The following is a 19,034-nucleotide window of genomic DNA, read 5'->3' as shown; positions in this document are numbered from 1 at the left end:
ATATTTCCATTAAAAATCAGATATTAACGACGACATTTCTTACTAACGGATCCGTTAACAGGAAAATAGGCAACTTATTGCCGATGAGCAAGATGATTTTTTCAGGTTCGCCAGGAATGAATGAATTTTGCGAGTCGCTTTCCGAAATTGAGGTTGATCTTTATGCATACAGGGGTTACTGTATATTCATACAGTAACTACAGGGCTGGAATGATTATGTACACTTCAGGCTATGCAAATCGCTCAACATCTTTCTCTTCTCCCGCTGGCGATGTCGCACAGAACGCCGTCGGGCGTGTTTCGACAGGGCTTATCAGTGAAGTGGTTTATCGTGAAGACCAGCCCCTGTTGACCCAACTTCTGTTACTGCCGCTATTGCAGCAGCTTGGTCAGCAATCGCGCTGGCAGCTCTGGCTAACGCCGCAGCAGAAACTGAGCCGGGAATGGGTTCAGTCTGCAGGCCTGCCGCTGACGAAAGTCATGCAAATTAATCAGCTCTCTCCCTGCGATACGGTTGAGTCGATGATCCGGGCATTACGTACAGGAAATTACAGCGTGGTGATTGGATGGTTATCAGACGAATTGACGGAGCAGGAACATTTTCGTCTCACCGAAGCGGCAGAAGAAGGCAATGCGATCGGCTTTATCATGCGCCCGGTTCGCCAGGATTCTTACCGCAGAGGACAACTTTCTGGGCTAAAAATTCACTCAAATTTGTATCACTGAGCAAATTTAAGAGTTTTCCTGGAATTTTTTTCGACCTCAAGATGCGCTTTTAGTTCCATGGTCCAAAACGGCGGCAAGGCTTGTCTGGTGCGGTTCTTCTTAATTTTATTGCACAAATTTCGTTCAGAAATTGTTAAATAATCGGTATACGGAACTTTTTTTTTCATATGCCTGACGGACTTCACACTTGTAAGTTTTCAGCTACGTTGTAGACTTTACATCGCCAGGGGTGCTCGGCCTAAGCCGAAGATATCGGTAGATTTATATTTGACCACGCCCCCCGGTGAAGGATTTAACCGTGATTCTCGATTGAGATTTTCATGGCGAATTTTGGATGATAACGAGGCGCAAAAAATGAAAAAGACAGCTATCGCGATTGCAGTGGCACTGGCTGGCTTCGCTACCGTAGCGCAGGCCGCTCCGAAAGATAATACCTGGTATGCAGGTGGTAAACTGGGCTGGTCTCAGTTCCACGACACCGGCTGGTACAACAGCAGCCTGAACAATGATGGCCCTACTCACGAGAGCCAGCTTGGTGCAGGTGCGTTCGGTGGCTATCAGGTTAACCCGTATGTTGGTTTTGAAATGGGTTACGACTGGTTAGGTCGTATGCCATACAAAGGCGACAACGTAAATGGCGCTTTCAAAGCTCAGGGCGTACAGCTGACCGCTAAACTGGGTTACCCAGTAACTGACGATCTGGACGTGTACACCCGTCTGGGCGGCATGGTATGGCGCGCTGACTCCAGCAACAGCATCGCTGGCGACGACCATGACACCGGTGTTTCCCCAGTATTCGCTGGTGGCGTTGAGTGGGCTATGACCCGTGACATCGCTACCCGTCTGGAATACCAGTGGGTTAACAACATCGGTGACGGTGCTACCGTTGGTGTTCGTCCAGACAACGGCATGCTGAGCGTAGGTGTTTCCTACCGTTTCGGCCAGCAGGAAGATGCGCCAGTCGTAGCTCCAGCACCGGCTCCAGCTCCAGAAGTACAGACCAAGCACTTCACTCTGAAGTCTGACGTTCTGTTCAACTTCAACAAAGCGACCCTGAAACCAGAAGGTCAGCAGGCACTGGATCAGCTGTACACCCAGCTGAGCAACCTGGATCCTAAAGACGGTTCTGTCGTGGTTCTGGGCTTCACCGACCGTATCGGTTCTGACGCTTACAACCAGAAACTGTCTGAGAAACGTGCTCAGTCTGTTGTTGATTACCTGATCTCTAAAGGTATCCCAGCTAACAAGATCTCCCCACGTGGTATGGGCGAATCTAACCCAGTTACTGGCAACACCTGTGACAACGTTAAAGCTCGCGCTGCTCTGATCGACTGCCTGGCACCAGATCGTCGCGTAGAGATCGAAGTTAAAGGCGTTAAAGACGTTGTAACTCAGCCAGCGGCTTAAGTTATCGTCTTATAAAAAAACCCCGCAATGCGGGGTTTTTTATTATCTGAAGTAACTGAAAACGTTATTTTTTGCCCAGCAGCGCCTGAAGATCGTTCTTCAGCGTGGACATCTGGTTGGCGTATTTCTCTTTATGCTCGGCATCTTCAATCAACTGCACCACCGTTTCTGACAACGTTTTTCCCCGCCGTTGCGCAAGCCCTGCCAGACGCTGCCAGACCATAAATTCCAGGTCGATGGATTTTTTGCGGGTGTGCTGGTGCTCAGCATTAAAATGCCGTTTACGTCGCGCGCGGATAGTTTGCTTCATCCGGTTTAACAGTGCCGGATTGATATGTTTCTCAATCCAGCCATTCACCTGTACCGGTTCATTTTCGAGGGTCAGCAAAATATCCACGGCCTCTTGTGCGGCGCTGGCTTCGATGTAGCAGGTAATCAGCTCCCCTTCTCGGTGCTTTTTGACCAGGTACTTCCATTTCCAGCCGCTTTCGAGATTTTCCAGTTGTTGATATTTCATTGCGATCTCAGTGTTACCACGTAACTCTGTTCAGAATATCAGTTTTTTAGCAATCTGCTGAAAAGAAATCATATCCTGTGAAGCATTGCAGGCGATTCGCTTCCCGAAAACCCCAATCCTGCTTGGGTACAGCCCCCCGCTTACGGTATACTCCACGCTTTTACATCTGACTAAAAAACATCAACTTTGACCATTACGAAACTTGCATGGCGTGACCTTGTTCCGGATACCGAAAGTTACCAGGAATTGTTTGCACAGCCAGACCTCGCACAAGAACACGAATTCATACTTAGCGATACACAACCGCGTTTGCATTACGCGCTGGAGCAGGTGTTAAGCCCATGGGCGACATCACCCTTCATGCTGCTCAAAGCCCCGGAAGAAGCCGAGTATTTGACGCTTCTGGGTGATGCCATGCGCCAGCTACGACCGGAAGCAAATGTTGTTTTCGGCGGCCAGTATCGTATTTCTGGACATGATGTCACTTTCGAACCCGCAGAACAGGCTGATGGCCGTTTTGCGGCTAAGGGCGAAGTGGTTACCGCTAACTGGGTCGAGGCTGAACAACTCTTTGGTTGCCTTCGCCAGTTCAATGGTGAGATATCGCTGCAGCCTGGGCTGGTACACCGCGCGAATGGTGGCGTACTGATCATTTCCCTGCGTACTTTGCTCTCCCAGCCGCTGTTGTGGATGCGTCTGAAGACAATCGTCAGTCAGCAACGCTTTGACTGGGTCGGCTACGACGAGTCTCGTCCTCTGCCGGTCTCTGTCCCCTCCATGCCGCTGTCGTTGACCGTGGTACTGACGGGTGACCGTGAATCGCTGGCTGATTTCCAGGAAATGGAGCCAGAGCTGGCGGCACAGGCGGTGTACAGCGAGTACGAAGACAACATCCAGATTGCTGATGCCGATGACATGGCTCAGTGGTGCCAGTGGGTGATGGCCATTGCAGCCCGTTTTACCCTGCCAACGCCTGGTGCTGACGCGTGGCCTGGACTTATCCGCGAAGCGGTTCGTTATACCGGTGATCAGGAGACGTTGCCGCTTTGTCCGCTCTGGATCAGCAAACAGCTGCGTGAAGTGGGCGTTATCAGCGGGAACGGCGTCTTTACCGGGGAACAACTCGCTCAGATGCTTGCCCAGCGAGAGTGGCGGGAAGGTTATCTTGCCGACCGTATGCAGGATGAAATTCTGCTGGAGCAGATTCTGGTCGAGACCGAAGGCGAGCGCATCGGACAGATCAATGCCCTGTCGGTGATTGAATTTCCCGGGCATCCGCGTGCGTTTGGCGAGCCTTCACGCATCAGCTGCGTCGTCCACATTGGCGACGGCGAGTTTACCGACATTGAACGCAAAGCTGAGCTTGGCGGAAACATCCACGCTAAAGGCATGATGATCATGCAGGCGTTCCTGATGTCAGAGTTGCAGCTTGAGCAACAAATCCCCTTCTCTGCCTCGCTGACGTTTGAGCAATCCTACAGCGAAGTGGATGGTGATAGCGCCTCTATGGCCGAGCTGTGTGCCTTAATCAGCGCCCTGGCGGACGTCCCCATCAATCAAAATATCGCCATTACCGGTTCAGTCGATCAATTTGGTCGCGCCCAGCCTGTAGGTGGTCTGAATGAAAAGATTGAGGGCTTCTTCTCTATTTGTCAGCAACGCGGGTTAAACGGCAAACAAGGGGTGATTATTCCGGCTCCCAACGCACGCCATTTGAGCCTCAGTCAGGCACTTCTGGATGCGGTGGAGCAGGAACAATTCACCCTCTGGGCCATCGAAGGGATTGAGGATGCACTACCCTTACTGACAAACCTGGTATGGGATGGGGAGGGGCAAACGACCCTGATGCAGACTATCCAGGAGCGCATTGCCCAGGCGACACAGCAAGATGCTCGTCATCGTTATCCGTGGCCGTTACGCTGGTTGGGTTGGTTTAGTCCGAACTGATCGGACTTGTTCAGCGTACACGTGTTAGCTATCCTGCGTCCTTCACTAAAATAAGGCTTACTGAGAACATGGTAGATAAACGCGAATCCTATACAAAAGAAGATCTTCTTGCCTCTGGTCGCGGTGAACTGTTTGGTGCGAAAGGCCCACAGTTACCGGCCCCGAACATGCTGATGATGGACCGTGTCGTGAAAATGACCGAAACCGGCGGCAACTTCGATAAGGGTTACGTAGAAGCAGAACTCGATATCAATCCTGACCTGTGGTTCTTCGGTTGCCACTTCATTGGCGATCCGGTAATGCCTGGCTGCCTGGGTCTGGACGCTATGTGGCAGCTGGTTGGCTTCTATCTGGGCTGGCTTGGCGGCGAAGGTAAAGGTCGTGCGCTGGGCGTGGGTGAAGTGAAATTCACAGGTCAGGTTCTGCCAACGGCGAAGAAAGTGACCTACCGTATTCACTTCAAGCGCATTGTTAACCGCCGCCTGATTATGGGCCTGGCGGATGGCGAAGTGCTGGTAGACGGTCGTCTGATCTATACCGCCAACGATCTGAAAGTGGGTCTGTTCCAGGACACTTCTGCTTTCTAATCGCTGCTTTTCGCGGCTCCAGAAAGGCGAAACCTCCGCATTGCGGAGGTTTCTGTTTTTAAAGAGACGTTATCAGGCAATGAGTGCCCTGTCGCCGATGGCTTCTCGCCAGCCTCCCAGCCATTGTGACCTTTGATTTATCGTCTGATAAGGACACATTTCTTTAGAACGTCCAGCGATGCCGGCCTGATAACCACGTTGATGAGCCCGTTCCAGGCGATCTCGTTTCTGTCTCTTCATGCCTCGTTTCCCTCATTCTTTTGTCTGGTGGAAAGAAAACAGTGGCTGCACAATACGTGCAGGCACAGATAACGAATACCCCGAATTAGTCGTAGCGTCAACGTTCAAAATTCATACGGATGTCATATTTGTGAGCTAGCTGGAAGATCATTTGTACAAAAAATGTGACCCGGGACAAGTAACGGTCTGACGTGAAAACGAAAAAAAAACCGCAATCAGTGGCACACCGATTGCGGTTTTTGCTGATGAATTTTACTTATGGCAGCCGGGAGATTTCTCTGGCGATGCTGGCCGATTCTTGTGCCCAACCCTGCGCCAGCACTTTCACCATTTCATCATAACCATCTTTTTGCTGCTTGAGCTCCAGATGGAAAGGACGCTTAATCAGCTGTCCCTGATGGTTCAGCAGCCACTCCCCGCTAATCACAACCGCACCGTCGTAGCGGCCGTGGAAGCCCGTCACCGTGACATTCAGCGTGTCCTGATCGTTACCTAACGGCTGGGACGCGACAACCCAGCCCGGAAGCTGGCTGCCCAGATTAGCCACCAGCGTATTACGTAACTGCTGATCCAGCGGGCTGGCCCACAGGTTATTGTTAGCGATGACATACTGCACATCGCTGGTCTGGTAGACCACTCCGTTGCCGGCCAGATAATCTGGCACAGCGACTTGCTCAACCCACAGCAGACGGTTGCCCTGCGAGGCGGTACTCTGGGTACCCGCCTGCGCCATCAGCGGCAGCTGGTAGTAACTTTTCGTTTCACTCCCTGAGCTACAGGCCGTGAGCACCATCGCACCTACAATCGCTAGCCATTTTTTCATTGTTTCGCCCTCTTCGGCTCAGGATCCTTTTTATCTTTTGCTTCAAACACCAGCGCGTTGCTCTTCTCATTGAGCGTTTTCAGTACTGGCTGCAGTTCGCGCAAGACCTGATCAAGACGCTGCATATCTGCCACCATCTTGTTGTACGCCGCCGAACCAGGCTGGAAGCCCTGCATACTGCGGTTAAGTTCACGCAGCGTTTTCTGCATATCCTGGGGCAGTTGCTGCATGCTCTGGCTTGCCGTGATCTTATTAATATTATCCAGCGTGGCTTGCAGACGTCGCATCGTCTCCTGGCTCTGATGTAACGAACCTGTCGCCGCTTCAATCATCGGATTCAGTGGCAGGTTGTTGATCTTGTCCAGGGTATCCATCAGACGCTGCTGGATCTGGGCCAGACCGCTGCTTACCGTTGGAATGATCTTGTAGCCGCCAAACTCACGAATACCGGTAACGGGAGGCGCTTTCGGATAGAAGTCCATATCCACATACAGCGCGCCGGTGACCAGGTTACCGGTCTTCAGCGAGCCACGCAGACCCCGGTTCATCAGTGTTGAGATATGCGTGCCAATATCCTGATCCTCGCCAATCTGGTTGAGCAGACGTTCCGGCTCAATGCGGATCAGCACCGGAATACGATAGTCATCATCCAGCACCTGACGCAGGCCCGGCACAAAGAACGGCACCTGGCCTACGGTACCCAGACGGATACCACGGAACTCAACCGGTGCGCCCGGCTGCAGGCCGCGGACAGAATCTTTAAAGAACATCAGGTAGTCGATGTGATCGGTATACAGCGCATCCTGAATGCTTCTTTGATCGTCAAAGAGCCTGAAAGCCGTTTTCTCGGCAACTGGCTGACCCAGTTCCAGCCCTTCCGGCACATCAAAGCTGACGCCGCCGCCAAACAGTGTCGTCAGAGAGCCCATTTCAACGCGCATCCCTGCTGAGGTGAGATCGACCGCGATCCCGCTGTCCTTCCAGAAGCGGACATTGCTGGTCACCAGCCGATCGTTTGGCGCGTTGATGAACAGCTGATAGCTAATGGTACGTTTTTGCGGATCAAAGCTGCTGGTCTCAACCGAGCCGACACGATAGCCGCGGAACAACACCGGATCGCCGGGAGAAAGCTGGCCCGCTTTTTTACTGTCAAGGATCACGCGGATACCTTTTGCATCAGGCGGCGCGAGTGGAGGTGAATCCAGGAGCTGGTATTGGCCCGGCTGGCTGCCTTTCGCCCCCGGCTGCAATTCAATATAGGCCCCCGACAACAGCGTTCCTAAGCCGCTGATCCCTTCCCGTCCGACCTGCGGTTTAACCACCCAAAACACCGAATCACCATGCAGCAGTTTTTCCATGCCAGCATTGAGACGGGCTTTGATTTCCACATGGGTTAAATCATCGGTCAGGGTGGCGCTTTCAACCACGCCCACATCCACGCTGCGGCTTTTGATGGTGGTTTTACCGCCCTCAATTCCCTCGGCATTGGTGGTGATGAGCGTCACTTCCGGCCCCTGATGGCTGTAGTGATAAAACAGGATCCATGCACCGATCAGCGCGGTCACGATGGGGAAGATCCACACCGGCGACCAGTTTTTGACCTTCTGCACTTTCGCCTCTCCACTCTTATTTTCCATGCTCTTACGCTTCCTCATGGCTTGATTCAGGCTCACGATCCCACGATAAACGAGGATCGAAGGTCATGGCCGCAAACATGGTCATAATTACAACCAATGCAAACATTAATGCCCCCATCGCGGGATAAATACTCATCAATCCGCCCATCCGCACCAGTGCGGAGAGAACGGCAATAACAAACACGTCAATCATTGACCAGCGTCCCACAAACTCGACGACTTCATAAATCAGGTGCATGCGTTCGCTGTCGCGTTTACCGTGCCCTTTTGCATCCCAACAGAGCCAGGCAATCGCAATCATTTTTAAGGTTGGCACCATAATACTGGCGATGAAAATCACACCAGCCACGGGATAGGAACCTTCTCCCCACAGCAAAATCACCCCGGCGAGGATCGTCGAGGGCATTTTGTCGCCAAGCAAATCGGTGATCATAATTGGCAATATATTTGCCGGGAGATACAGCATGACAGAGGTCACCAGCAGCGCCATCGTCCACTGCAGGCTGTTTTTACGTCGCACATGGCCTTTCGTCCCACAACGCGGGCAGACGTCCAGATCGGCGGGCAACACCGCAGTACAGCAGGAGCAAGAGCGTAACCCCTGACGGATCCCCGGTACGCCGATCTTAACCGTCTGAGCAAGCGTGGGGGCCGGAGCGATATCATCCCATGCCCAACGCCTGTCAACGCACTGGAATGCACGCAGTTGCAGTACGCAGTACAGACACCATGGGATAAAGCTGCTGCCAATCCCCACGTCACCGTAGGCCATCAGCTTTACGAAGCTGACCAGAATACCCGCCAGAAAAATCTCGGCCATTCCCCAGCTTTTAAGCTGGAACAGGATGCGCGCCAGTTTGATTTTCAGGGCTGCGGGCATTTTTATCCGGTTGACCAGCAAAAGGATGACCACCAGACAAAAGGCCGGGACGATCTGCACAAACAGAAGGAAGAAGGTGCCGAGGCTGGCGTAATCTTCCGAGAACATGACGCCCGGGATCTCAAGTAAATCCACCTGGCTTGTGATCCCTCCCACCTTCATATAGATGAAGGGGAAGAGATTGGAGAGCAGCAGCATGAATAACGCTGCCAGTGCATATGCAGTGGGACGCTGTCTTGGCGCATCCCACTCGGTTGTTAACGTTGCGCCACAACGCGGGCACAGGGCTTTATGTCCGTGACCAAGCTCTGGCAACGCCACGAGCATATCGCATTGCGAGCATAATATATGCCTGTCGGCATGGTGCTGGTCACACATATGTTATCCCTGTTTATGCGCCGTTTTTCAGAGACTCAAGGTACTCCCAGCGCTCAAATGCTTCTTCCAGAGCTTTTTCAGCCTCGGACAGTTCAGCCAATACTTTTTGAGTATAGTCGTGCGATTGTGTGAAGAATGACGCATCGGCAACCTGCGTTTGCAATGCCTCCAGTGCGGCCTCCAGCTCTTCAAGACGCTGAGGAAGCCCCTCCAGTTCGCGCTGCAGGTTATAGCTTAGTTTAGCCGAGGTTTTCTTGACAGTTTCTGCTTTTGTTACAGCAGGTTCAGTGCTTGTTTTAGGCTTTGCCTGTTTTTGCGCCAGCGACTGTGCCTGCTGCCCTTTCGCGTCGTGATAGCCACCCACATATTGACCAATCCGCCCTTCGCCTTCGAAGATCCAGCACTCGGTCACGGTGTTGTCAACGAACTGACGGTCGTGGCTCACCAGCATCACGGTGCCCTGATAACCATCGATCAGCTCTTCCAGCAGTTCGAGCGTTTCGACATCCAGGTCGTTGGTTGGTTCATCGAGAATCAACAGGTTGCTTGGTTTCAGGAATAACCGCGCCAGCAAAAGACGGTTTCGCTCACCGCCAGACAGCGCACGCACCGGGGTCATCGCCCGTTTAGGATGGAACAGGAAGTCCTGCAGATAGCCCAGCACATGGCGCGGCTTACCGTTTACCATGACCTCTTGCTTACCTTCGGCCAGGTTATCCATCACCGTTCTGTCCGGATCCAGCTCCGCACGGTGCTGGTCAAAGTAAGCCACTTCCAGTTTGGTGCCGCAGTGAATTCGGCCGCTATCCGCCTGCAACTGACCCAGCATCAGCTTCAGCAGCGTGGTTTTACCGCAGCCATTCGGACCAATCAGGGCAATTTTGTCTCCGCGCTGGACCTGGGCGGAGAAGTCTTTCACCAGCACTTTGCCATCAACCTGATAGTTGACGTTTTCCATCTCAAAGACGATCTTGCCTGAACGGGAAGCCTCTTCCACCTGCATTTTGGCGCTGCCCATCACTTCGCGACGTTCGCTGCGTTCACGACGCATCGCTTTCAGGGCGCGAACGCGGCCTTCGTTGCGGGTACGGCGGGCTTTGATCCCCTGACGGATCCACACCTCTTCCTGGGCCAGTTTGCGGTCGAACTCGGCGTTTTGCAGCTCTTCCACGCGCAGGTTTTCTTCTTTTTCCAGCAGATAGGTATCGTAATCGCCGGGATAGGTGACCAGCTTGCCACGATCGAGATCGACAATCCGCGTCGCCATGTTGCGAATGAAGGAACGGTCGTGAGAGATGAAGATGATGGTGCCGCTGAAGGTTTTCAGGAACCCTTCCAGCCAGTCAATCGCTTCAATGTCCAGGTGGTTCGTCGGTTCATCCAGCAGCAGCACCTTCGGCCCGCTAACCAGCGCGCGGCCCAGTGCCGCCTTACGCAACCAGCCCCCTGAAAGCGCAGACAGCTCCATGTCCGGCTCCAGGCCGAGCTGAGCCAGCACCTCGTTAATACGATTCTCCAGCTGCCACAGACCGTGGTGATCGAGCATCTCCTGGACTTTTGCCAGTTCGTTAAGGTTCTTGTCGCTCGGGTCAGTCATCACCAGATGAGAGATCTCGTGATAGCGCTTCAGGTATTCAGCCTGCTCCGAGATACCTTCCGCAACGAAATCGTACACGCTGCCGGTGACATGACGCGGCGGATCCTGCTGCAGACGGGAAACAATCAGATCCTGCTCGTAGACAATACGCCCGTCATCCAGACCCTGCTCACGGTTGAGGATTTTCATCAGCGTGGATTTACCCGCACCATTGCGGCCCACCAGACAGACGCGTTCGTTGTCTTCGATGTGCAGTTCAGCATTATCGAGAAGCGGTGAGTCGCTGAAGGAGAGCCACGCACCGTGCATACTAATTAAAGACATTTATTTTTCCTTTCAGGCCGCGGTGATAAGCCAGCAGTTATGGATCTGACGGTTACGGGCAAAGTCCTGAGACAGCGTTTTTTGGCTGATTTCTTGTGCTTTCAGTCCCAGCGCGGCCAGGCCGTCGTGATCCATGCGGAAACCGCGTTTGTTGTTCGAGAACATAATCGTGCCGCCTTTACGCAGGAGGCGCTTAAGATCGGTCATCAGGCGCAGGTGATCGCGTTGAACATCAAAGCTATCTTCCATACGCTTGGAGTTGGAGAACGTTGGTGGATCGATGAAGATCAGATCAAACTGTTCATCGGTGTCACGCAGCCAGCCCAGGACATCAGCCTGCATCAGACGATGCTGGCGTCCGGTCAGGCCGTTGAGACGCAGGTTGCGCTCCGCCCACTCCAGATAGGTGCGCGACATATCCACCGTGGTGGTGCTGCGCGCGCCGCCCAGGCCCGCGTGCACGCTGGCGCTGCCGGTGTAAGAGAACAGGTTAAGGAAGTCCTTACCTTTGCTCATCTGGCCCAGCATACGACGGGCAATGCGGTGGTCGAGGAACAGCCCGGTATCGAGGTAATCCGTCAGGTTAACCCACAGGCGAGCGTTGTATTCGCCCACTTCGATAAAGTCGCCCTTCTCCCCCATCTTCTGATACTGGTTTTTCCCTTTCTGACGCTCGCGGGTTTTCAGCACCAGCTTGTTTGGCGCAATGCCAAGCACGGCAATGGTCGCAGCAATGACGTCCAGCATGCGCTGGCGCGCTTTTTGCGCATCAATGGTTTTTGGTGGAGCATATTCCTGAATCACCACCCAGTCGGCATAGCGGTCAACCGCCACGTTGTACTCCGGCAGATCGGCGTCATACAGGCGATAGCATTCAATACCTTCCTGTTTAGCCCATTTTTCAAATTTCTTCAGGTTCTTGCGCAGACGGTTGGCGTAATCTTCTGCCACACCCGACGGTTTGCTGTCCGCCGCTTTCTCCGCCAGATGGTAGTTTTTCTGCACGCAATCCAGCGGGCCATTCTTCGCTTTAAACTGGCGATCTGCGCGCAGCTGCAGGCAGCTCAGCAGTTCTGGTGAAGCGCTAAACAGGGAGAGATTCCAGCCGCCAAAGTAGTCTTTCATATTACGACCCAGCAGGCTGTGCAGCGCAATCAGCGCCGGTTCGCTGTCCAGACGTTCACCGTATGGCGGGTTGCTAATAACCGTACCGTACGGGCCTTTCGGCAGCGGGTTGGTCAGGTTCGCGACATCTTTCACATCAAAGGTCACCAGCTCACCGATACCCGCGCGACGGGCATTGCTGCGCGCACGTTCAATCACGCGCGGGTCGCTGTCAGAGCCATAGAAATGGGAGGTGTACTCGGCCAGACCTTTACGCGCACGGGCCTGTGCTTCAGCTTTGACCTCTTTCCAGAGGGCTTCATCGTGCTGCGCCCAGCCGCTAAAGCCCCAGTGGCCACGATGCAGGCCGGGAGCGCGGTCAGTAGCCAGCATGGCGGCTTCAATCAGCAGCGTGCCGGAACCACACATGGGGTCGAGCAGTGGCGTTCCCGGCTGCCAGCCGGAGCGCATCACGATGGCGGCGGCCAGGGTTTCTTTAATGGGCGCCATACCGGTGCGATCGCGGTAGCCACGCAGATGCAGACCCGCCCCGCTCAGATCCAGAGAGATACTGGCGGTATCGCCATTGAGCCAGACGTTAATGCGCAGATCCGGGTTTTCACGATCGACGTTTGGTCGTTCTTTATTTTTACGCGTAAAACAGTCCACGATGGCGTCTTTCACACGCAGCGCGCCGTACTGGCTGTTGCGGATCTCATCGTTTACGCCGTTAAAATGCACCGCAAAGGTGGCATCTGGCGTGAAGATCTCTGTCCAGTCGATCATCTGTACGCCGGTATAGAGGTCAAGATCGCTGTAGACCTTGCACTCTTTCATCGGCAGCATGATGCGCGACGCCAGACGGCTCCACATCAGGCTCTGGTAAATAAGCCGTGTGTCGCCCTCAAAATGGACACCACCCTGAACCACCTGGCACTCTTGCGCGCCCAGGGTTTCCAGTTCAGTTTTTAACAGCTCTTCCAGCCCACGGGCCGTACTGGCAAACAGAGAATTCATATCGTCACTTTTACTCTAAGAAAATTGTCGCGCATTATAGCTAATATGACGTGTATGTCATAAAGTTGAAGGCTTATTTTCATTCGAGGGACTGTGCACAGTGGCGACGTTATCCAGGCTTTTTATTCATCCGGTGAAATCCATGCGCGGTATCGGCGTTTCTCACGCGCTGGCTGACATAAGCGGATTTGCCTTCGATCGTATTTTTATGGTCACCGAGCCTGACGGTACATTCATTACCGCACGCCAGTTCCCGCAGATGGTTCGCTTTACGCCTTCACCGCTTCACGACGGTCTGCACCTCACCGCGCCGGATGACTCCAGTGTAGTGATTCGCTTTGCTGATTTTGCGCCTGTCGATGCGCCAACGGAAGTGTGGGGCAATCATTTTACCGCTCGCATTGCCCCGGACGAAATTAACCGCTGGCTGAGCGGCTTCTTCTCCCGCGAGGTACAGCTGCGCTGGGTGGGTCCGGCGCTGACACGACGCGTCAAGCGTCACGAAGCGGTTCCCCTTTCGTTCGCCGATGGCTTTCCGTTCCTGTTAACCAACGAAGCGTCACTGCGTGACCTGCAGCGCCGCTGTAAGGCCAGCGTGCAGATGGAGCAATTTCGACCGAATCTGGTGGTGACCGGCACTGAAGCCTGGGAAGAAGACACCTGGAAAGTGATCCGCATCGGCAGCGTGATTTTTGATGTCGTGAAGCCGTGCAGCCGCTGTATCTTCACAACCGTGAGCCCGGAGAAAGGCCAGAAACACCCTTCCGGCGAGCCGCTGAAAACCCTGCAGTCGTTCCGCACCGCGCAGGACAATGGCGATGTGGATTTCGGCCAGAATCTTATTCCACGCTCCAGCGGGGTAATCCGCGTGGGCGACGAGGTGGAAATTCTCGCCCGTGGGCCAGCACGCGTATACGGCGCAGGTCAGGAAGAAGAGTTTGTCGACGTTGAGATGCAAACCAGTTCGGCGGTGGATATTCACTGGCAGGGCCGCGTTATTCGGGGAAACAATCAGCAGGTTTTACTTGAGCAACTGGAGCAAGCCGGGATCCGTATCCCGTATTCCTGTCGGGCGGGTATCTGTGGATGCTGTCGTATCAAGCTGGTCGGGGGCGAAGTGAGTGCGCTGAAGAAATCAGCAATGGGTGATGACGGGACGATCCTGTGCTGCAGCTGTATTCCTAAAACGTCAGTACAGCTGGAAGCTTAAACCGCCTGTTCCAGGCTGAACGAATCTACGCGAAGCTGCGGTTTCAGCCTGTCATTCATCACTTTAATAGCATCCCCGAGCTGCATCGTCCGCCCGGCAATGGTCACGCCGGGCTGGGCCAGCAGACAAAGCGCAGCATTTTCGCCAGGTTCCACTACCAGCAAACTCACCTCTTCTGCGGTATCGCTCAGATTGACGCTGGCCGCGTCGCCCGAGGCTGGCGTCCAGTTCATGTCGTGCGGCAGAAAATGCCAGCTTTTTGGCATTTGCGGCTTCAGGAAACGAATCGCCACCAGCGCGTTTAATACCAGTTCGGCACGCTGTTCTTTTGAGAGCTGCAGGTCACGGCATTTCTCTTCAAAAGAGAAATAAAGCGCAGCGTCGTCGACACAAAAACCAGACGGGGAGAAAGCGTCCGGGGTTAACATGCGACGGGCAAAACGAGAGCGGAACAACATACCATTGGCTAAATCGAGCATCATACGGTCATGCTCGTCACAAAAATACCAGCGCCAGTTATCGTCAGGTTTAATTCGCATGTTTCTCTCCCGTCCCCAAACGTCCTGTACTAAAAATGTCCTGATTGTCGCTTCGTTTATAACACCATTAATAAAAGACTATAATGTCTAAATAAGCAACAGTGACGGAATATAAAACAACCAGGGCTGGAAATAAAGCCCTGGTTGTCTGATTAAGAGAAAAGATTAGATATGAGTAACGATTTCTTTAATCAGTGGCGGTCCTTTAAAAATAAAGCCGGAATAGATTTGCACCAGTGAGGCTCCCGCAGCCATCTTCTCGCGCGCAGCAATCACCGAATCGATACCACCGACACCGATAATGGGCAGACGACCTTTTAATTCGGCGGAGAGTGCGCGAATAATTTCCGTACTTTTTAATTGTACCGGACGTCCACTTAACCCACCCGCTTCGTCACAGTTTTTCATTCCCTGAACGAGGGAGCGATCGAGCGTCGTATTGGTTGCAATCACACCATCAATATTATGACGAACTAAACTGTCGGCAACCTGGATCAATTCTTCAGCAGAAAGATCCGGTGCGATCTTAACCGCCACCGGGACATATTTATGGTGGATCGCCTGCAGTGCATTTTGTTTATTTTTAATGGCGCTCAGAAGATCGTCCAGCGCTTCACCATATTGCAGAGAACGTAGCCCCGGGGTATTCGGCGATGAAATATTCACGGCGATATAACCGGCATAGGCGTAGACTTTATCCATACAAATCAGATAGTCATCTTTACCCTGCTCAACCGGCGTGTCTTTATTTTTGCCAATATTGATGCCTAATACGCCATCGAAATGAGCTTTTTTGACGTTCTCTACCAGATGATCCACGCCGAGGTTATTAAAGCCCATGCGGTTGATCAGCCCCTCGGCTTCAACCAGGCGGAACAGACGCGGCTTATCATTACCTGGCTGCGGACGCGGCGTAACAGTACCGATTTCGATGGAACCAAAGCCCATCGCGCCCAGGGCATCAATGCACTCGCCATTTTTATCCAGACCGGCCGCCAGACCCAGCGGGTTTTTAAAGGTCAGACCCATGCACTGCACAGGTTTTTCCGGCACATTCTGACGCACCAGTGCGGCCAGCGGCGTACCCGTAATACGGCGTAACTGCTGGAATGTAAATTCATGAGCGCGCTCAGGGTCGAGCTGGAAAAGGGCTTTACGAACGAAGGGGTAGTACATGAACTCTCCTGGATTCCCGGTGTGCAAACCGGGAGGGGATTATGTGCGATCCTGCCCGGAAAGGGAATTGACCTGTGGCAAAAAAATGGACGTAAAACGCAAACGTTTACCTGTCAGTACACTTGTTATGCACTTTTTCGCATTTTAATTGCAGATAAATCATTTAGTGGAATAACCGCGCAGTGTCACACTCCAGAAAATTGTTATGAATGTTAGATAAAAGCAAACAATTAGTTATAAGGAGCACACATGCGCGTCATCACCCTGGCCGGAAGTCCACGATTCCCTTCTCGTTCCAGCGCCCTGCTGGAATATGCCCGCGAAAAGCTCAATGCGCTGGATGTGGAAGTGTGCCACTGGAACCTGCACAACTTTGAGCCTGAGGATCTGCTCTACGCCCGCTTTGACAGCCCGGCACTGAAAACCCTGACTGAACAACTCAAAAGTGCTGACGGGCTTATCGTGGCGACGCCGATTTATAAAGCCTCATTTTCAGGCGCACTGAAAACGTTGCTCGATCTGCTGCCTGAACGTGCACTTGACGGCAAAGTGGTGTTGCCGCTGGCAACGGGCGGCACGGTTGCTCATTTACTGGCGGTGGATTACGCCCTGAAGCCGGTACTGAACGCGTTGAAGGCGCAGGAAATCCTGCACGGCGTTTTCGCCGATGACTCGCAGGTGATCGATTACCAGCATAAACCTCATGTCACACCGAACCTGCAAACCCGCCTCGACAGCGCACTGGAAACGTTCTGGCATGCCCTGCACCGTCGCGATATTCAGGCCCCTGCGTTTGGACAGCCACAAGGAGTCGCGCATGTTTAAAACACTGAGTCGAATTAGCCTGGCTGGTCTGCTGGCATTCTCGTCACTGGCCCATGCAGCAGAGACGGCACCTGACAGTTTGCGCATTGGTTACCAGAAAGGCAGCGTCAGCATGGTGCTGGCCAAAAGCCACCAGCTTCTGGAAAAACGCTTCCCACAGACCAAATTCTCCTGGGTGGAGTTTCCTGCCGGCCCCCAGATGCTGGAGGCATTGAACGTCGGCAGCATCGATTTAGGCAGTACCGGCGATATTCCACCGATCTTTGCACAGGCGGCCGGGGCGGATCTGGTCTACGTTGGCGTTGAACCCCCGAAACCCAAAGCGGAGGTGATTCTGGTGCCTGAAAACAGCGCCATAAAAAATGTGGCCGAACTTAAGGGTCACAAAGTCGCATTCCAGAAAGGTTCCAGCTCGCACAACCTGCTGCTCCGCGCCCTGCAGGAGGCCGGGCTAAAGTTCACCGATATTCAGCCCGTCTATCTGACTCCGGCTGATGCACGCGCCGCCTTCCAGCAAGGCAATGTTGACGCGTGGGCCATCTGGGATCCTTACTACTCCGCGGCATTATTGCAGGGTGGCGTGCGGGTGTTAAAAGATGGCACCACACTGAAACAGACCGGTTCGTTCTACCTCGCTGCCCGTCCATATGCCGAGAAAAACGGTGCCTTTGTTCAGGAGGTCCTGAATACCTTTACCGAGGCCGATACCCTGACGCAAAGCCAGCGACCGGAGAGCATCACCCTGCTGGCGAAAACCATGGGCTTACCGGAGGCGGTGATCGCCAGCTATCTCAACCACCGTCCACCCACCACCATCACCCCGGTGGACGCGCATGTCGCAGCCCTGCAGCAACAGACTGCTGACCTCTTTTATCAAAACCGCTTAGTTCCAAAACAGGTGAACATTCGCGAACGCATCTGGCAGCCCACAGCCAAAGAAGGAGCCAAATCATGAGTCTGAATCTTTTCTGGTTTTTACCTACCCACGGTGATGGACACTATCTTGGTACCGAAGAGGGTTCGCGCCCGGTTGATCACGGGTATCTGCAGCAGATTGCGCAGGCGGCAGACAGAATCGGTTTCACCGGCGTGCTGATCCCCACCGGTCGCTCGTGCGAAGACGCCTGGCTGGTCGCCGCGTCGATGATCCCGGTCACCCAGCGCCTGAAATTCCTGGTGGCATTACGCCCGAGCGTGGTTTCCCCGACCGTTGCTGCGCGTCAGGCGGCAACGCTCGACAGGCTTTCCAACGGACGCGCGCTGTTTAACCTGGTCACCGGCAGCGATCCGCAGGAGCTGGCCGGTGACGGCGTGTTCCTCGATCATACGGAACGCTATGAGGCCTCCGCCGAGTTCACCCGCGTCTGGCGCCGTCTGCTTGAGGGCGAAACGGTCACCTTTGAAGGCAAACATATTCATGTACGTGACGCGAAACTTTACTTCCCGCCTGTTCAGCAGCCGCGTCCGCCACTCTACTTCGGCGGATCGTCGGATGTGGCGCAGGATCTGGCGGCAGAACAGGTCGATCTCTATCTGACCTGGGGTGAACCTCCTGAATTGGTGAAAGAGAAAATCGCCCAGGTGCGGGCCAAAGCCGCCGCTCACGGCCGCAAGGTACGCTTTGGCATTCGCCTGCACGTGATTGTGCGTGAAACCAACGAAGAGGCCTGGCAGGCCGCAGACCGGCTGATTTCACATCTGGACGATGAGACCATCGCCAAAGCGCAGGCGGCATTTGCGAAAACCGACTCCGTAGGACAACACCGGATGGCCTCATTACATAACGGCAAACGCGAGAATCTGGAGATCAGTCCGAATCTGTGGGCGGGTGTCGGCCTGGTACGGGGTGGTGCGGGTACCGCGCTGGTGGGTGACGGTCCGACCGTGGCAGCGCGTATCAATGAATATGCTGAGCTGGGTATCGACAGTTTTATCCTGTCGGGCTATCCGCATCTTGAAGAGGCGTACAAAGTGGGTGAACTGCTGTTCCCGCATCTGGATGTCGCCATCCCGGACATTCCGCAGCCCCGACAGCTGCAGCTTCAGGGCGAAGCCGTGGCCAACGAGTTTATTCCACGAAAAGTCGCGCAAAGCTAAGGA

At 53.8% G+C, this 19,034-nt stretch carries 17 protein-coding genes; 8 read left to right on the top strand and 9 right to left on the bottom strand.

Going from position 1 to position 19,034, the window contains the following annotated elements:
* Window positions 1-216 precede the first annotated feature (216 nt).
* Complete coding sequence (sulA, locus tag ACTJJI_RS03700; RefSeq protein WP_095455501.1) at window positions 217-726, top strand: SOS-induced cell division inhibitor SulA; 510 nt, start codon at window positions 217-219, stop codon at window positions 724-726.
* A 354-nt stretch (window positions 727-1,080) separates the two neighbouring features.
* Window positions 1,081-2,133: a porin OmpA gene (ompA, locus tag ACTJJI_RS03695; RefSeq protein ID WP_118283100.1), complete on the top strand. Its 1,053-nt coding sequence runs from the start codon at window positions 1,081-1,083 to the stop codon at window positions 2,131-2,133.
* Between the two features lie 64 nt (window positions 2,134-2,197).
* On the opposite strand, the gene matP is transcribed toward ompA, so the two are convergent.
* On the bottom strand, window positions 2,198-2,650 hold the full coding sequence (gene matP / locus ACTJJI_RS03690; RefSeq protein WP_013097258.1) for a macrodomain Ter protein MatP: 453 nt from the start codon (window positions 2,648-2,650) through the stop codon (window positions 2,198-2,200).
* Window positions 2,651-2,836: 186 nt separating this feature from the next.
* Here matP and ACTJJI_RS03685 point away from each other — a divergent pair, with 186 nt between their 5' ends.
* Together ACTJJI_RS03685 and fabA are read left to right on the top strand one after the other, a co-directional pair.
* Entirely contained in the window at window positions 2,837-4,597 is a 1,761-nt protein-coding gene (locus ACTJJI_RS03685; protein WP_440653085.1) for an AAA family ATPase, read from the top strand.
* 68 nt (window positions 4,598-4,665) lie between these two features.
* Window positions 4,666-5,184, top strand: coding sequence for a bifunctional 3-hydroxydecanoyl-ACP dehydratase/trans-2-decenoyl-ACP isomerase (gene fabA, locus ACTJJI_RS03680; protein WP_000227926.1), 519 nt, complete (start codon window positions 4,666-4,668; stop codon window positions 5,182-5,184).
* 72 nt (window positions 5,185-5,256) lie between these two features.
* On the opposite strand, the gene rmf is transcribed toward fabA, so the two are convergent.
* From rmf to rlmKL, 6 genes are all read right to left on the bottom strand, one after another.
* Window positions 5,257-5,424: a ribosome modulation factor gene (gene rmf, locus ACTJJI_RS03675; RefSeq protein WP_013097261.1), complete on the bottom strand. Its 168-nt coding sequence runs from the start codon at window positions 5,422-5,424 to the stop codon at window positions 5,257-5,259.
* A 256-nt stretch (window positions 5,425-5,680) separates the two neighbouring features.
* Window positions 5,681-6,247: a membrane integrity-associated transporter subunit PqiC gene (gene pqiC, locus ACTJJI_RS03670; RefSeq protein ID WP_014831314.1), complete on the bottom strand. Its 567-nt coding sequence runs from the start codon at window positions 6,245-6,247 to the stop codon at window positions 5,681-5,683.
* Window positions 6,244-7,884 carry an intermembrane transport protein PqiB gene (gene pqiB, locus ACTJJI_RS03665; protein WP_014831313.1) on the bottom strand — a complete coding sequence of 547 codons (1,641 nt, stop codon included), beginning with the start codon at window positions 7,882-7,884 and terminating at the stop codon, window positions 6,244-6,246. The genes pqiC and pqiB overlap by 4 nt, the downstream gene beginning before the upstream one ends.
* 4 nt (window positions 7,885-7,888) lie before the next feature.
* Window positions 7,889-9,142 carry a membrane integrity-associated transporter subunit PqiA gene (gene pqiA, locus ACTJJI_RS03660; RefSeq protein ID WP_163281278.1) on the bottom strand — a complete coding sequence of 418 codons (1,254 nt, stop codon included), beginning with the start codon at window positions 9,140-9,142 and terminating at the stop codon, window positions 7,889-7,891.
* Between the two features lie 13 nt (window positions 9,143-9,155).
* Entirely contained in the window at window positions 9,156-11,063 is a 1,908-nt protein-coding gene (locus tag ACTJJI_RS03655) for an ABC transporter ATP-binding protein (protein ID WP_014831311.1), read from the bottom strand.
* A gap of 12 nt (window positions 11,064-11,075) precedes the next feature.
* Entirely contained in the window at window positions 11,076-13,184 is a 2,109-nt protein-coding gene (gene rlmKL / locus ACTJJI_RS03650) for a bifunctional 23S rRNA (guanine(2069)-N(7))-methyltransferase RlmK/23S rRNA (guanine(2445)-N(2))-methyltransferase RlmL (RefSeq protein ID WP_014831310.1), read from the bottom strand.
* Window positions 13,185-13,284: 100 nt separating this feature from the next.
* Between rlmKL and ACTJJI_RS03645 the strand changes: the two genes are divergently transcribed.
* Window positions 13,285-14,394: a YcbX family protein gene (locus tag ACTJJI_RS03645; protein ID WP_014831309.1), complete on the top strand. Its 1,110-nt coding sequence runs from the start codon at window positions 13,285-13,287 to the stop codon at window positions 14,392-14,394.
* On the opposite strand, the gene zapC is transcribed toward ACTJJI_RS03645, so the two are convergent.
* Both zapC and pyrD read right to left on the bottom strand, forming a co-directional pair.
* Window positions 14,391-14,933, bottom strand: coding sequence for a cell division protein ZapC (zapC, locus tag ACTJJI_RS03640; protein WP_440653081.1), 543 nt, complete (start codon window positions 14,931-14,933; stop codon window positions 14,391-14,393). The two genes, ACTJJI_RS03645 and zapC, sit on opposite strands and share 4 nt — an antisense overlap.
* Before the next feature lie 165 nt (window positions 14,934-15,098).
* Complete coding sequence (gene pyrD / locus ACTJJI_RS03635; protein WP_014831307.1) at window positions 15,099-16,109, bottom strand: quinone-dependent dihydroorotate dehydrogenase; 1,011 nt, start codon at window positions 16,107-16,109, stop codon at window positions 15,099-15,101.
* Window positions 16,110-16,358: 249 nt separating this feature from the next.
* Here pyrD and ssuE point away from each other — a divergent pair, with 249 nt between their 5' ends.
* From ssuE to ssuD, 3 genes are read left to right on the top strand one after another with little or no spacing between them, the layout of a single operon-like run.
* Entirely contained in the window at window positions 16,359-16,934 is a 576-nt protein-coding gene (gene ssuE, locus ACTJJI_RS03630) for an NADPH-dependent FMN reductase (RefSeq protein ID WP_257256070.1), read from the top strand.
* A complete protein-coding gene (locus ACTJJI_RS03625) occupies window positions 16,927-17,889 on the top strand; it encodes a sulfonate ABC transporter substrate-binding protein (RefSeq protein WP_440653079.1) in 963 nt (320 codons plus the stop codon). Before ssuE ends, ACTJJI_RS03625 begins: the two co-directional genes overlap by 8 nt.
* Window positions 17,886-19,031 (top strand): FMNH2-dependent alkanesulfonate monooxygenase, encoded by a 1,146-nt coding sequence (gene ssuD / locus ACTJJI_RS03620; protein ID WP_047362265.1) that lies wholly within the window; start codon window positions 17,886-17,888, stop codon window positions 19,029-19,031. The genes ACTJJI_RS03625 and ssuD overlap by 4 nt, the downstream gene beginning before the upstream one ends.
* The last annotated feature ends 3 nt before the right edge of the window (window positions 19,032-19,034 follow it).

This window comes from Enterobacter sp. 22466, assembly GCF_052044775.1.
Classification (GTDB): Bacteria; Pseudomonadota; Gammaproteobacteria; order Enterobacterales; family Enterobacteriaceae; genus Enterobacter; species Enterobacter dissolvens.
The sequence above is the reverse complement of the archived record's forward strand: the minus strand, read 5'-3'. Positions and strand labels throughout refer to the sequence as shown.

Coding starts and splice junctions, on each gene's coding strand:
- pyrD (WP_014831307.1), bottom strand. CDS start 16,109: ATGTACTACCCCTTCGTTCGTAAAGCCCTTTTCCAGCTCGACCCTGAG.
- ACTJJI_RS03625 (WP_440653079.1), top strand. CDS start 16,927: ATGTTTAAAACACTGAGTCGAATTAGCCTGGCTGGTCTGCTGGCATTC.
- rmf (WP_013097261.1), bottom strand. CDS start 5,424: ATGAAGAGACAGAAACGAGATCGCCTGGAACGGGCTCATCAACGTGGT.
- rlmKL (WP_014831310.1), bottom strand. CDS start 13,184: ATGAATTCTCTGTTTGCCAGTACGGCCCGTGGGCTGGAAGAGCTGTTA.
- ssuE (WP_257256070.1), top strand. CDS start 16,359: ATGCGCGTCATCACCCTGGCCGGAAGTCCACGATTCCCTTCTCGTTCC.
- pqiA (WP_163281278.1), bottom strand. CDS start 9,142: ATGTGTGACCAGCACCATGCCGACAGGCATATATTATGCTCGCAATGC.
- sulA (WP_095455501.1), top strand. CDS start 217: ATGTACACTTCAGGCTATGCAAATCGCTCAACATCTTTCTCTTCTCCC.
- pqiB (WP_014831313.1), bottom strand. CDS start 7,884: ATGGAAAATAAGAGTGGAGAGGCGAAAGTGCAGAAGGTCAAAAACTGG.
- ACTJJI_RS03655 (WP_014831311.1), bottom strand. CDS start 11,063: ATGTCTTTAATTAGTATGCACGGTGCGTGGCTCTCCTTCAGCGACTCA.
- matP (WP_013097258.1), bottom strand. CDS start 2,650: ATGAAATATCAACAACTGGAAAATCTCGAAAGCGGCTGGAAATGGAAG.
- zapC (WP_440653081.1), bottom strand. CDS start 14,933: ATGCGAATTAAACCTGACGATAACTGGCGCTGGTATTTTTGTGACGAG.
- pqiC (WP_014831314.1), bottom strand. CDS start 6,247: ATGAAAAAATGGCTAGCGATTGTAGGTGCGATGGTGCTCACGGCCTGT.
- ompA (WP_118283100.1), top strand. CDS start 1,081: ATGAAAAAGACAGCTATCGCGATTGCAGTGGCACTGGCTGGCTTCGCT.
- fabA (WP_000227926.1), top strand. CDS start 4,666: ATGGTAGATAAACGCGAATCCTATACAAAAGAAGATCTTCTTGCCTCT.
- ssuD (WP_047362265.1), top strand. CDS start 17,886: ATGAGTCTGAATCTTTTCTGGTTTTTACCTACCCACGGTGATGGACAC.